Origin of the sequence: Paenibacillus sp. FSL W7-1332, assembly GCF_037969785.1 — a bacterium.
GTDB lineage: Bacteria > Bacillota > Bacilli > Paenibacillales > Paenibacillaceae > Paenibacillus_AQ.
In genome coordinates, this window is sequence record NZ_CP150209.1 from 4,554,395 (window position 1) to 4,566,961 (window position 12,567).

15 protein-coding genes are annotated in these 12,567 nt (G+C 48.9%); 3 read left to right on the forward strand and 12 right to left on the reverse strand.

Going from position 1 to position 12,567, the window contains the following annotated elements:
* Positions 1-190: 190 nt before the first annotated feature.
* Positions 191-1,057 carry a YitT family protein gene (locus MKX98_RS20325; protein WP_100537804.1) on the reverse strand — a complete coding sequence of 289 codons (867 nt, stop codon included), beginning with the start codon at positions 1,055-1,057 and terminating at the stop codon, positions 191-193.
* A gap of 108 nt (positions 1,058-1,165) precedes the next feature.
* A complete protein-coding gene (locus MKX98_RS20330; protein WP_194543346.1) occupies positions 1,166-1,774 on the reverse strand; it encodes a TetR family transcriptional regulator C-terminal domain-containing protein in 609 nt (202 codons plus the stop codon).
* A gap of 338 nt (positions 1,775-2,112) precedes the next feature.
* Here MKX98_RS20330 and MKX98_RS20335 point away from each other — a divergent pair, with 338 nt between their 5' ends.
* Complete coding sequence (locus MKX98_RS20335) at positions 2,113-2,946, forward strand: CPBP family intramembrane glutamic endopeptidase (protein WP_308116294.1); 834 nt, start codon at positions 2,113-2,115, stop codon at positions 2,944-2,946.
* 188 nt (positions 2,947-3,134) lie between these two features.
* Positions 3,135-3,788, forward strand: coding sequence for a TVP38/TMEM64 family protein (locus MKX98_RS20340; protein WP_194543347.1), 654 nt, complete (start codon positions 3,135-3,137; stop codon positions 3,786-3,788).
* Between the two features lie 93 nt (positions 3,789-3,881).
* On the opposite strand, the gene MKX98_RS20345 is transcribed toward MKX98_RS20340, so the two are convergent.
* The 7 genes from MKX98_RS20345 to MKX98_RS20375 all read right to left on the reverse strand — a co-directional run bounded on the left by MKX98_RS20345 (position 3,882) and on the right by MKX98_RS20375 (position 10,787).
* Complete coding sequence (locus tag MKX98_RS20345) at positions 3,882-4,763, reverse strand: GNAT family N-acetyltransferase (protein WP_339218084.1); 882 nt, start codon at positions 4,761-4,763, stop codon at positions 3,882-3,884.
* Between the two features lie 196 nt (positions 4,764-4,959).
* The gene (gene mnhG / locus MKX98_RS20350; RefSeq protein WP_071220373.1) at positions 4,960-5,355 is read right to left on the reverse strand and encodes a monovalent cation/H(+) antiporter subunit G; all 396 of its coding nucleotides are present in this window, start codon (positions 5,353-5,355) and stop codon (positions 4,960-4,962) included.
* On the reverse strand, positions 5,339-5,632 hold the full coding sequence (locus MKX98_RS20355; RefSeq protein WP_071220372.1) for a Na(+)/H(+) antiporter subunit F1: 294 nt from the start codon (positions 5,630-5,632) through the stop codon (positions 5,339-5,341). The genes mnhG and MKX98_RS20355 overlap by 17 nt, the downstream gene beginning before the upstream one ends.
* On the reverse strand, positions 5,629-6,108 hold the full coding sequence (locus tag MKX98_RS20360; protein ID WP_071220371.1) for a Na+/H+ antiporter subunit E: 480 nt from the start codon (positions 6,106-6,108) through the stop codon (positions 5,629-5,631). The genes MKX98_RS20355 and MKX98_RS20360 overlap by 4 nt, the downstream gene beginning before the upstream one ends.
* A gap of 5 nt (positions 6,109-6,113) precedes the next feature.
* Positions 6,114-7,595 carry a Na+/H+ antiporter subunit D gene (locus MKX98_RS20365; RefSeq protein WP_194544859.1) on the reverse strand — a complete coding sequence of 494 codons (1,482 nt, stop codon included), beginning with the start codon at positions 7,593-7,595 and terminating at the stop codon, positions 6,114-6,116.
* Entirely contained in the window at positions 7,588-7,926 is a 339-nt protein-coding gene (locus tag MKX98_RS20370; RefSeq protein WP_071220369.1) for a Na(+)/H(+) antiporter subunit C, read from the reverse strand. The genes MKX98_RS20365 and MKX98_RS20370 overlap by 8 nt, the downstream gene beginning before the upstream one ends.
* A 2-nt stretch (positions 7,927-7,928) precedes the next feature.
* The gene (locus MKX98_RS20375; RefSeq protein WP_339218085.1) at positions 7,929-10,787 is read right to left on the reverse strand and encodes a Na+/H+ antiporter subunit A; all 2,859 of its coding nucleotides are present in this window, start codon (positions 10,785-10,787) and stop codon (positions 7,929-7,931) included.
* A gap of 241 nt (positions 10,788-11,028) precedes the next feature.
* Here MKX98_RS20375 and MKX98_RS20380 point away from each other — a divergent pair, with 241 nt between their 5' ends.
* On the forward strand, positions 11,029-11,238 hold the full coding sequence (locus MKX98_RS20380; protein ID WP_339218086.1) for a hypothetical protein: 210 nt from the start codon (positions 11,029-11,031) through the stop codon (positions 11,236-11,238).
* 19 nt (positions 11,239-11,257) lie between these two features.
* Here the strand turns inward: MKX98_RS20380 and MKX98_RS20385 are convergent, their stop codons facing one another.
* From MKX98_RS20385 to MKX98_RS20395, 3 genes are all read right to left on the reverse strand, one after another.
* Positions 11,258-11,884 (reverse strand): DedA family protein, encoded by a 627-nt coding sequence (locus MKX98_RS20385; RefSeq protein ID WP_194543351.1) that lies wholly within the window; start codon positions 11,882-11,884, stop codon positions 11,258-11,260.
* 125 nt (positions 11,885-12,009) lie between these two features.
* Complete coding sequence (locus tag MKX98_RS20390) at positions 12,010-12,285, reverse strand: hypothetical protein (RefSeq protein WP_194543352.1); 276 nt, start codon at positions 12,283-12,285, stop codon at positions 12,010-12,012.
* A 28-nt stretch (positions 12,286-12,313) separates the two neighbouring features.
* Entirely contained in the window at positions 12,314-12,517 is a 204-nt protein-coding gene (locus MKX98_RS20395; RefSeq protein WP_194543353.1) for a hypothetical protein, read from the reverse strand.
* Between the last annotated feature and the right edge of the window lie 50 nt (positions 12,518-12,567).

The window sequence follows — 12,567 nt, forward strand, 5'->3', positions numbered from 1 at the left end:
TCTTCGATCAGTGCTTTTTCAGTATTCAGTCCGCATATAGCCGAAGTTACTTGCGAGATAAGGATGGTAAGACTTTAATGGTTTACTTGTTTTTATCTCCTAAATAAACAGGCGGCCTTCTGCAGAAGAGGATCTGCAAAAAACCGCCGTTCGTTAATCAACCTATTACATCAATAGCCTATACGTGCACCTAGTGAATATCTGACTTCGCCATACTCCCACCCAGCACATCCGCGACATTTTGAATCGAAATAAATGCGTTCTTATCTATCTCCTGCACAACCGTCTTCAGCTTCGCAATCTCCAGCCGGGTGATGACGCAATAAATCATCTGCGTATCCTCTTTCGAATATCCACCCTTGGCATAAATCATCGTTGTGCTGCGGCCCAGACGCTGCATGATGGCACTTGAGATTTCTTCATATTCATTGGATATAATCGTAACGGATTTGGACTCGTCCAAGCCCTCTACCACAATATCCATCACTTTTGCCGCTATGTAGTATGAAAAAATCGAATACATGGCCGAATCTGCACCGAATACAAACCCTGCCGTAATAAAAATAAACACGTTGATAATCATGATGATCTGCCCGACCGGCATGCGCAGCTTTTTGGACAGCAGGATAGCAACAATCTCCGTACCATCAAGAGCTCCGCCGTAACGGATAACAAGACCTACCCCCAGACCAAGGACCAAACCACCAAACAGCACCGCCAAAATTTTCTCGTTCGTAAACGGGTCTACATGATGCAGGAAGGTTGTCGCCACCGACAATACCACGATCCCGTACAGTGTGGAAAATGCGAACGTTTTGCCGATCTGCTTATAACCGATGAACAGAAACGGCAAGTTGATAATGAAGAGGAACACACCCAGTTTGATGGGCGTAATCGATGATAATACGATGGAAATACCGGTAATACCCCCGTCGATAATTTCGTTGGGCACCAGGAATATTTCTAGCGCCACGGCCATCAGAACTGCACCGATGGTAATAAAGATGAACCGTTTCAGAATTTCGCCAACTGTCAGATTTTTGTGTTTTTTGACCATGCCATTCTCCTTTTGTATCTTTTTTCACACGAAGTGCCTGTCGAAGAACCATTGTATTAAAAAAAGGAATGGCATGTCAATGTTGACACGCTAAGTGACATGGGTCTTTTAGTCCATTGCCTTGTCATCCAGACATAAGGAACGCAGATGCTGCTCGAGAATCCTTTCGATCTTTTCTTTGGCAAGTTGCTGTGGCCTCATGATATGATGAATCGCTAATCCATCCACCAATGCGTATATGCGCTCCTTCTCATAATCAAGATCCAGCTCCGGTTTAGCCAGCTTATGTGCGACCAGGGTATCCACCGCATAATGGCACGCCTTGGTTAATCCATCATACATATGATCGGTCATTATTCTTAACTCGGGATAGACAAGTGCTTTGGCAACAAACGACATCCACACCTCCATTTCCATCGTCCTATCCTCATCCATCGGCAGAAATTGCATCAATACTTGTTTTACATCCTCAAACACGGGTCCCTTCAAGGACAAAGTCAAAAAGCGTTCTTCAATCCTCTCGATCATCAGGTTCATACAAAAAGCCAACAACTCAGCTTGGCTGGTAAAATAGTGTCTCAGCGAACCTACGGATAACTCCGCCTCTTCGGCGATATTGCGTACCGTCGCTTTTTCGAGTCCACCCCTCTGAATCACCCGCAGGGCAGCCTCAGCGACCCGTTGTCTTTGTTTATCATGATCTACGATTTTCGGCATAATCCCATTATACACTTCCGGTTTTTTTTAATACAACGTACCATAAACAACATTTCAGCATCTTTATTTGCTTCTTTAATGCCTACCTTCGTAAAAATAGGTTCTTTCTATGGAACACCTTGATAGAAGCAATACTATATATATTAATGTCAAAAAGAATAGGAACACGGGCAGCGTGTTCTTAAGAGAGGGGCGAGTTCATCATTCGCACATTAACTGAATCGAAGGCTAAACACGGTGTTTCTCGGGCATTCCGTGATCGGGAGAGCCGTTTAAACCTGTTCTGGCGTGTCGTCCTTGGGTGGCTGGCTTTTGTTACAGGGCTCGGACTAGCAGTTGTGATAGCCACGGTAGCGGGTTCATACCAGATCCCTACCCTCGGGCTCCAAATCCTCCTTGCCGTCGTAACAACAAGCATATCCGTGCCGCTGATTTATCTGCTTAGGCGTTATGTCGACCAGCGGCCCTGGAGCGGACTTGGTCTTAGCTCTGTTCCTTCCGGTTTTCGTTATTTCCTTCTCGGCATCGGTTTCCTTGCCCTGGTCACGGCAGCAGCCTTGCTGATCGGCAGCGCCGCCGGATGGCTCCGGATCGTGGATTTCCACTTCCCAATCGTTACGATGCTCGTTATCCTCATCAACGTCCCGATTGCATTTTTTTATGAAGCCTTTCCAGAAGAGATCACCTTCCGCGGTTATGTGTACCGGAACTTAAACACCCGTTTTCCGCGCTGGCTTGCTTTGGTCCTTCAGGTCGTAATGTTCGTGCTTGCGCCTATCGCTGTAACGGCATTCATGGTGGCCATAGGAATAGGGACATGGGATTTGATTACGGTGGAGTATATCATCAATTTAGTTGCTTTTGGTACGGTATTGCAGCTGTCCCGCATCGTATCCCACAATCTGTGGATGAGCATCGGCTTTCACCTGGCCTGGCTGGAGATGGTCCGGTACGCCGTGGTACCCTCCCAATATGCATTCATCGAGATTGAATACCTTTCGGTTTGGGGCAATTATATGGTAACGATCGGTTCGGTCATTATTGGGATCATCCTATTGATCGTCTGGTCGCTGCGGAGCAAGAACCGAATCGATTGGAACGGGATCGAGCCGGATCTCCCGCCGGATTCAAATCCTGAAACCAAGGAAGCGCTGCCCGCCCAATCTGTATAAGAACCGATAAAGGATATAGCTCAAACTCACCATGGCTTTAGGGGAGTTTGAGCTTTTCCCGTATCCCTCCTCCCGGTTCAATACTTGCAATTTATAATATTGATTCTGGTTATGCTATAATATATTTCATCCGTGATCGACCGGAAAATACATAATTTTACCCTAGGCAGGGAGAGGATTTACTCATCATGTTGGAATGGCTTCAGAACTTGTGGACCCATATGAAAGAAATTGACATGGATCAAGTGCAGGAATGGCTTCAGCAGTACTCGCAGCTGGGTCCCATCCCGGGTATTTTGCTTCCATTTATAGAGGCGTTCCTTCCCTTTCTGCCCCTTATCGTACTCGTGATGGGGAACTCCGCGGCCTATGGATTATGGTGGGGATTCCTGCTGTCGTGGATCGGCGTTTGCCTTGGATCCGTTACGGTGTTCTGGATTGTTCGTAAGCTGGGAGGCAAGCTTGGATTGCTTATCCAAAAAAGAATGCCGGGATCCCAGCGCTTCTTCCATTGGATCGAAGAAAAGGGCTTTACGCCGATCTTCATCCTGTACTGCTTCCCCTTCACGCCTTCCTCACTGATCAATATCGCATCCGGCATCAGCACGATATCGGCAACGACGTTCACGATAGCCGTTATGGCAGGTAAATCCGTGATGATTTTTATGGTGGCATTCATTGGACATGACTGGCAAGCCTTTGTCCAGCAGCCTTGGCGCATTCTTATCGCGGCCATCGTCCTCTGGCTGCTGTGGCTTGCCGGCAAAAAGATGGAAAACCGTTACCATCATGAAGATCAGCCGGGAAGTGTCGTGATCAGCAGCAAAAAGACGAAGCGTTAGATGCATAACAAGACAACAAGACCCGCCGGTCCCGGTTGCTGGGATGGGCGGGTCTTGTTATGCATGGACGGGTCGTGATGGAAACCATTATGTTCACTCCAATACGTAAGCCGCCAGTTTATGCACCGTCTCAAAGCCCGCACGATGATACAGCTCGAGCGCCCCTGCATTGTCTTGGTCCACGCATAACGAGATTTCTTCCAGCTGCAGGACTTGGAATAAATAATGAAGAGCTTGATCAAGCAGGAGCCCGCCATAGCCTTTGCGCCGGAATTGTTCGGATACCGCGATGTATTCAATATTTCCTTCCTGGAAATCGGGGTCTCCCTCCACATAAACATACCCGACGAAACGGCCTTCTTCCGTAAATATGAAGAGCCGGTGATACTCATCCAGCTTCTGCAAAATAGACTCCGAGCTGAGATAGGTATTCGGGAAGGCGGTGCCATGCAGATTCTCGAACTCATCCCAATATTCGGGCGTGATATCCTGCAATCCAGGCGCGGTATTCGCTAACAAGGTGGATTTTTGGATTTTCAGCACATGATGCACACCTGTCTTTCTTCCCCCTTTGTCCTCCATAAACCTCGCAGCGGACGGATGAGCTACATTATAAAATCCGAAATAGCGTGTTACGCTGCCATTCAGCTTCATTGTTCCATCAACCCATAGCTCCTTCGCCAATCGATGCCAAAGCTCGCCTTCCGCATCGATAAAAGGTCCCCATATTTCAGCAGTTCCCTCTTCTTCGTCCACATCGAATCCCAATGCGCCCACCATCTGATCTTGATCATAGATCACGGTAAATCGCTGGCTGCTCAGCCGGCCATTTTCCGAAAAATCTTCCAGCAGCGTGCTGTAGACCTCCCCTTCCTGTTCGCCGCAATATCCGACATGATGATGACGATCCCCATTCATTCGGGCAAGAAAGGAAGACAGCTCTCTTAATTTCGTTTGATCTGTATCCAATACCATCTGTACACATTCTCCTTGTTCAGGATCAGCTTTCCCAGCGTGATTTCCGAGGGCTCCTCGAACCTGTTTTGGTCAATTTTACCACGAGATGATACCCGTGAGCCAAACATGAAACAAGAAATGGGCTTCCCATATGCTTGGAAAGCCCATCTCATCTTCTCGATCATTCAATCGGGACCTTGTTTACGGTTGACGGTCATCCCTTCTCGGAATGCTCCCCTTTCCGGGAAGCTCGCATCCGCTCACGTTCGCGCTTCAGCTCAGGCTTGAGGTCATCGTGAACGCTGTTCTCCCACATGGACACGCCTGATCGATACGCCGCTCTCCCGTTCAAGTGACCGGCTACCGGCCCCGTAATAAATACGAATACGATTCCCAGCAGCAGTTTGGCACTGACATGCTCCAGGTAGAAGGTGAAATACAGAAATGCGCCGGCAAGGATCAAGAGGACGCCCAGCGTGGCACTTTTCGTAGCTGCATGGGACCTCATGTAAACATCCGGCAGACGAATAAGGCCGAATGCACTCAATGCACCCAGCAAAGCGCCGAGCAGCACCATCAGCGCGATCAGAAACTCACCGATCTGACTCATCGTTTGTGCGTTCAATGACATCACCCCTCTCAATATATCTGGCAAGCGCGGTTGTTCCGATGAACGTAAGAATTCCGATCAGCAGAATGATATCAAAATACACGGATGTCCGGAACAGCATGCACAGGACAGCGATCATGGACAACAGGATAATTCCGATCGTATCCAGCGACATGATCCGGTCGTTCATGGAAGGTCCCTTGATTAATCGGTACAGGCAGCCCAGAATAGCAAGCGACAAAATCACCAATGAGGCTATCAGCATGCCATGGATCATGTGCGGGTCACCTCCTTGATCGCGCGTTCAAAGGTACCGCGGATCTGATTCGACAGCTCTTCGACATCTTCGATATCCATCGCATGGATATACAGCGTCTGACCATCGCGAGAGACTTCCAGGGTAAGCGTTCCTGGCGTCAAGCAGATCAGGCACGATAAGACCGTAATCTCCCAGTCGGACTTAAGCTCCGTATCGTAGGCGAAGATTCCGGGGCGGACATTCAGCTTCGGTCTTATAATCTGACCGATGACGGTGATACTTGATTTAAACAGCTCTCTTAGAAACAAAAGCAGCAGCATCAGAATAGACCACAGCTTACGCAAATAGAAATCGTTTGGCCAAAAGCGGCGCAACAGATAAATCAGCAACATACCGATCAGATAGCCGACTATCAAGTGCTGGGGGGACCAGTTATTGTTCAGGAACATCCAGACAACGGCAATGATGATATTTAACAGGATTTGATGGCCCATATCCACTACTCCTTTAGTACAGCGTTAATGTATAGTGATGGATCGGATAATACGGCGCCTGCTTGAGAGGTGTAGGAATAAATCCACTCCGAACCCACCCCAAGGACAATCACCATAACCGTTAGTCCAATAGCTGCCACATAAGCTGTCCGATGGATTCTGACTGGCTGCGATTCCGTATGCCCGGGTGATTCGCCCCAGAATGCCCCCATAAATACCTTGATCAGGGAATACAATACCGCCAGGCTTGATGCCAGTGCCAGTCCCGTCAACCAATAATGCCCTTCGCTCAAACCACCGCGGATGATAAGAACCTTGCCAAGGAATCCGCTAAGGGGCGGGATGCCGACCAGAGCCAATGCAACGATAAAGAACATCCATCCCACCAAGGGATGGCGCTTCATCAAGCCGCCCATATCACTCAGCTTGTTAGCACCCGCACTGGCAATGATGATTCCGCCGAGAATAAAGAGCAGCGCCTTTGCAATCATGTCATGCATCAAGTAGAATACAGCACCGTTCAAGGAATCTGAAGATGCCGACGCTATGCCGAAGGCGATAAAGCCGACGCTGATAATAATGTTATAATTCAGGATTCGTCCAAGATCCTTATACGCAACCGCGCCCAAACTTCCCAAAATCATCGTTGCCGCGGCCATCCAGCCAATGACGGCGTGGATGCCGCCGGTATCGTGATGGAAGATCAGCGTAAAGGTACGGATAATCGCATATAATCCAACCTTCGTAAGCAGCGCCCCGAACAAAGCTGAAACTGCCGCCGGAGGTGCACTGTAGGAACCGGGCAGCCAGAAGAACAGGAACAAGCCCGCCTTCAGAGCGAATACAATCAGGAACAACAGGCCGATGACCGACAAGATTCCGTCCTGCTGTACTTCTGCCACGCGCAGGGACAGGTGCGCCATATTCAGCGTGCCGACCGTGCCGTACAAATAAGCAACGGCTGCAACAAACAAGGTGGATGAAATAATATTAATCAGCATGTACTTCAGGGTTTCTCTCAGCTGCCGCTTGGTGCCCCCCAGCACAATCAGCGCATAGGAAGCGATCAGCATGACCTCAAAGCAGACAAACAGGTTAAACAGATCCCCTGTCAGGAACGATCCGATCACACCGGCCAGCAAAAATTGAAAAAAGGCATAGAAGTAATGCTTCTCTCTCTCTTCCCCGATGCTCCGAAAGGAATAGAACAGACAGGCAGCTGCCACAATCAACGTCGTGAGCACCAGCAGTGCCGCGAGCATATCGGCTACAAACACGATCCCATAAGGCGGCAGCCATCCGCCCATATGAAGCGTTTGGATGCCTTCGTTGTTTACCTGATTCACGATGAACAACGCCACAAGCAGGTTCAGTATGACACTGACCACACTGATCCAGCGCTGAACACGAACGTATTTGGAGCAAAAAATAAGAATTACGGCAGTAACTAACGGAATAAGGAGAGGCAGAACAATTACATTATTCATCATCCATCCCCCTTAGCTCCTCCATGTTGTCCGTGCCCAAGCGTTGATACGCTTTGTACGCCAATACGAAGAAGAACGATGTGACGCCAAAACTGATAACAATGGATGTCAGGATCAATGCTTGCGGAACGGGGTCAACATAGGATGAAGCCTTCTCGCCAAGCAGCGGAGCAGCACCGGTCTTCAGCCTAGACATGGTGAGCAGCAGCAGATGGACACCATGGGTTAACAGTGATGTACCGAGAATGATCCGCAGCAAGCTTTTGGATAGGATCTGGTAAATCCCAACCGCGAATATAATTCCGATGGCAAGTGACATATATAGTTCCATGGTCAGTTATCCCTCCCAATCGAATTGATGATGGTCATCGTCACGCCAACGACGGCTAAATAGACGCCGAGGTCGAAGAGAACCGCTGTAGCCAGCTCGGTTTCTCCGAGCAATGGCAGGGTGAAATAATCGAAGGAATGACTTAAGAACGGTGCGTCAAAGGCAAAGGAACCGATCCCTGTAAGCAGGGCGATGGCGAGTCCTGCAGCCGTAACCTTTCGGAATTCGAAAGGCACGATTTTGCGGGTCATGTCCATGCCAAAAGCCATTGATAACAGAACCAGTGCGGCTGAAGTCATCAGCCCCCCGATAAATCCTCCACCCGGCTCATGGTGACCCGAGTTGAACAGGAACCACGAGAACGTTACGACGATAAAGACGACCACCTTGGATATGGTTCGCAGGATAACATCATTGCTATTAGGCAAATACGCACCTTCATAACGATCCCGTTCACCGATAACCCCTTCACCCAAATCAACTTTTATCAAGGCATAGATTCCGAGGGACGCAATGCCGAGAACCATAATTTCCAGCAAGGTATCAAATCCGCGGAAGTCCACCAGTATGACATTGACGATATTTTTACCGCCAGCCGAGTTGTAGCTCTCTTTAATGAAGTAATCCGCAATGGAGTCGAAGGTTCTGCCGCTGCTTGCGGCCAGCGCGATCAAGGTTACGACAGCACCGACGCCTATAGATATCAGCAGATTTTTCCACTTCAGACTCATTGACACCTTCTCCCGCTTCAGCTTCGGCAGATGATAGAAACAGAGCAGGAACAGCATGACGGAAACGGTCTCGACAACCATCTGGGTCAACGCCAAATCCGGAGCCCGGAACAGGACGAAGAACAAGGTCACCATATAACCCGCAGCCCCGGTTAATATGATCGCCATCAATCGTGTCCGTACGAACGGAAGCACAATGACCGGAATGACCAGGCCGAGTATGGCAACGGCCTCATAGAAGGACATCGGTGCGTAGTCCGTCATATCGAATCCGATATGATCGACCAGCAGGAGACCTCCGCCAAGAACGGCTATGAAAAACACAAAGATATAAATCACATAGTGACGCAGCGAACCTGTCATGTAGGTTGAGGTCAGCGATTTGGCGCCTTTTTCGAGAACGCGCAATCCCCCGTCATACAGATTGTTCAGTGTAAATCGCTTGATAAGCGTTGTGTTCAAGATACGCGCTCTGCCATGAAGCTTGTACAGAATGGTACCGAGAACAATGATTCCGATGGTCATGTAAATTTCCATTGTCCAGCCGTGCCACATCTCGATATGCACGTGGAACCGATCCTCTGCCACGAGCAGCCCCGGATGAATGGCGGCCAGCGCCGGTTCAATCAGTGCATGAGACAGCAGGTTCGGAAACAGTCCGAACACGATGGCCAGCGATGCCAGAATAACCGGGGGTATCAGCATCCCCAGCGGTGCTTCGTGCGGCTTCTTCTCCAGCTTTTCAGGCTGGTAGCGGCCGGTGAAGGTTTTGAAAACCAGGATCATGCTGTACAGGAACGTAAATACGCTGGCGATCCAGGCAACGACCGGTATCAGCACACCCCAGGTCTCGGCATTCCAGAAGTTCATCTGAGACGCTTGAAGGACCGCCGTAAAGAACATCTCTTTACTCAGGAATCCATTAAACGGAGGCAGACCGGCCATGGAAAATGCGCCTATGACGGCCACGGTGAATGTGATCGGCATGAGCGACATTAAACCTCCGAGTTTCCGCAGGTCGCGGGTGCCCGTCTCATGATCCACGATGCCGACGACCATAAACAAAGCGCCCTTAAATATCGCATGATTCATCAGATGAAAGATGGCCGCTGTCGTTGCTTTCGTATAGAGCAGCGTATCCACGCCGCCCCCATAATAAGCTGCGGCAGAGCCAAGACCGAGCAAGCTCATAATCAGCCCCAGTTGGCTGATCGTGGAGAATGCCAGCAGCGCTTTCAGGTCCGTCTGCTTGATCGCTCGGATCGAAGCATAGATCAGCGTGGTCAAGCCCGTAATCGCAATGATCCAGAACCAGAAGGCTTGACCGGCAAACACCGGGCTAAAACGTGCCACAAGATAAATACCGGCCTTAACCATGGTAGCGGAGTGCAGATAAGCACTAACCGGAGTCGGTGCCTCCATCGCATCCGGCAGCCAAATATGGAACGGGAACTGAGCGGATTTGGTGAATGCCCCCAGCAGAATCAGAATCATGGCCGGAATGAACAGCGCGTCTCCCGCAATGCTTCCCACATTAGCTACGATCTCCCGCACGCTAAAGGAGCCTGTCATGATATATAGGAGAATAAATCCTGCAAACATGGCAAGTCCGCCGAATACGGTGATCAGCATGGATTTTAAAGCTCCGTATCTGGAGCGGTCGCGATGATGCCAGAATGCAATCAGCAGGAATGACGAGATGCTTGTCAGTTCCCAGAAACCGTACAGCACCATCAGGTTATCGGAGAGTACGACACCAAGCATGGCTCCCATGAACAGAAGCAGATAAATGTAAAATTTGTGGACTGCTTCCTTGTTCTTATCCATATAGAAGATGGAGTACAGTACAACAAGTGAACCAATACCGGATATTAAAAGTGCAAAAATCAAACTTAATCCATCCAAATAAACGGTAAAGTTTATTCCCACGCTTGGAATCCATTCCAGGACCGCTTGAAGCTGTTCACCTCCCTGAATGGTTGGGATAAGTCCTAAAAAATAGGCGAACAGGACAACCGGTACCGGCAAAATGACCCATCCGGTGTGGACACGGCCAATGAGCTTGTAGGTCAACATAACCACAAGCGCTACAATAAAAGGTGCCATGACGGCGATGTGCAGCAAAGACAAAGTCTACTCCTCCTATAGTCCGATTTTTCCTTCATTAGTAGTATTTCCCCATTATTTAGGTATAACTCCAAAAAAACACAAAAAGAGCCCGTTGATGGCAGGCTCCTCCAGGTAAAACCATATGGTATTTTTTCGAATCACACTGAAAATCAGTATATCTTGAGATCAAAGCTTTGTCAAAGGTATCTTGGAATGAAAAGAGGACCTTTGGGAAATCACTGTATGTAAAGGAGTGATTCCCATGATGATCAAAAAAGCGGCTGTTTGCGCTTTCATCTTTCTTGCAATTTTGGCAGCCGCCATCTTAACGAATATACGTACGCATCCCGGCTATCAACAAGACAACTCGTCAACCAGAGTTTATCAAATTCAAGAAACCCCATGGTTCTTACCCCGAGAATACGTAAAAATCATTCGAACGTCACCCGAGCCCCTGCCGGAAAAGCCCTAATGAAACAGGCATACGGCATTTATCCGTGAAACTGAATTTCTTTATTCCCCTTGCTTCGTTTATTTCTTCGAATTACCCATGAAATGATCAGAATGATGGCCAGCACCGCGACAATTCCCGCCGCATAATACCCGTACCGGTCAATCAGGACTCCAATATGATCGACGACCTGATCTCCGACAAACATGCCCAAAGAGAAATAACCGATGGTCCATACAAAGGACGCGGAATACGAATACACCGCAAATCTGCGATACGGCATCCCCTTCATGCCAACCGCATAAGGAGTGACGTTGCGCAGAATGGGCAAAAAAGCGCTGATGCATATGGCGTAATTGCCATATTGACGGGTCAACCGTTCGGATACATCGAGAAACTGGCGTATCTTCGACTTTTCCTGGGCGCGGTTTAACAGCTTGCTCGCGGTAAAGCGGCTAAGCATGTAACCTACCGTCGATCCCGAACACACGCCAAGAAAGGTCATGATAAAAGACGGAACCGGCGTTAAAATCTCGGATGCCGCTAACGCTCCGCCCGTCATTGCCACAACTTCATTAGGCACAGGAAGACCGACCAATCCAAGGCACAATACGAGGAATAATGCATAGTGCCCGATCTGTTCAATAAAATCTAATAGCGTATCCACTCCTGTCCCCCTAATCCGTCCCTAGAATATAGTATCAGCTTATATGACAACGTGGCTTTCGCAAACGTGCTGTAGGCGAGGAGATGAACTGGACCTGAGACCAGTTTTATTTATGGATCATGCCATTAGAGATTTTTAAATGCCGATATGAAAGAACCTGGATCATCCTTTACCGTGTACGAATACACGCCTTGCTGGGTGTGCAAATATAAGAAACCACCGCCGTCTCCCAAAGGCCGATACGACAGATCAAAGACCTGCTTGATCGGGAACTCCCGGTATTTCGTTACGATTCGATCCTCATACAGGAACATCTCCCGCCCCTGCTCTTCCGTCCGTTGTTCGATACCATCCACCACTCGGTTGATTTTGTAGTACGGCTGTACAGCTACCCAATTCACAAGCTCCCTCCTTGCTGTCTGTGCATTTTTATTTGGAAGATCGCACTTCCCCCTTCTTCTTTCTGCGGCTCTTGATTCGTTCCAGCAGCTCCAGCGCCCCTATAAATAGTACGAATACAACGAAAAGCGCTATCGCCCGGCCGGGCTCGATCAGACCGGTAACAGACGCAACGATACCGGTAATGCCTACAACAAGAATACCTAATACGGATAGTTTCCAACCTGTTAACATATGTATGCTCCTAAAGTAAACGTAATTGCCATCCTTCGAGATCATGGCTC

What these genes read in the sequence shown, in the direction of transcription:
- MKX98_RS20325 (WP_100537804.1), bottom strand. Translation starts at nt 1,057, where the DNA reads ATGGTCAAAAAACACAAAAATCTGACAGTTGGCGAAATTCTGAAACGG.
- MKX98_RS20330 (WP_194543346.1), bottom strand. Translation starts at nt 1,774, where the DNA reads ATGCCGAAAATCGTAGATCATGATAAACAAAGACAACGGGTCGCTGAG.
- MKX98_RS20340 (WP_194543347.1), top strand. Translation starts at nt 3,135, where the DNA reads ATGTTGGAATGGCTTCAGAACTTGTGGACCCATATGAAAGAAATTGAC.
- MKX98_RS20345 (WP_339218084.1), bottom strand. Translation starts at nt 4,763, where the DNA reads ATGGTATTGGATACAGATCAAACGAAATTAAGAGAGCTGTCTTCCTTT.
- mnhG (WP_071220373.1), bottom strand. Translation starts at nt 5,355, where the DNA reads ATGAGTCAGATCGGTGAGTTTCTGATCGCGCTGATGGTGCTGCTCGGC.
- MKX98_RS20355 (WP_071220372.1), bottom strand. Translation starts at nt 5,632, where the DNA reads ATGATCCATGGCATGCTGATAGCCTCATTGGTGATTTTGTCGCTTGCT.
- MKX98_RS20360 (WP_071220371.1), bottom strand. Translation starts at nt 6,108, where the DNA reads ATGGGCCATCAAATCCTGTTAAATATCATCATTGCCGTTGTCTGGATG.
- MKX98_RS20365 (WP_194544859.1), bottom strand. Translation starts at nt 7,595, where the DNA reads ATGAATAATGTAATTGTTCTGCCTCTCCTTATTCCGTTAGTTACTGCC.
- MKX98_RS20370 (WP_071220369.1), bottom strand. Translation starts at nt 7,926, where the DNA reads ATGGAACTATATATGTCACTTGCCATCGGAATTATATTCGCGGTTGGG.
- MKX98_RS20380 (WP_339218086.1), top strand. Translation starts at nt 11,029, where the DNA reads ATGATGATCAAAAAAGCGGCTGTTTGCGCTTTCATCTTTCTTGCAATT.
- MKX98_RS20395 (WP_194543353.1), bottom strand. Translation starts at nt 12,517, where the DNA reads ATGTTAACAGGTTGGAAACTATCCGTATTAGGTATTCTTGTTGTAGGC.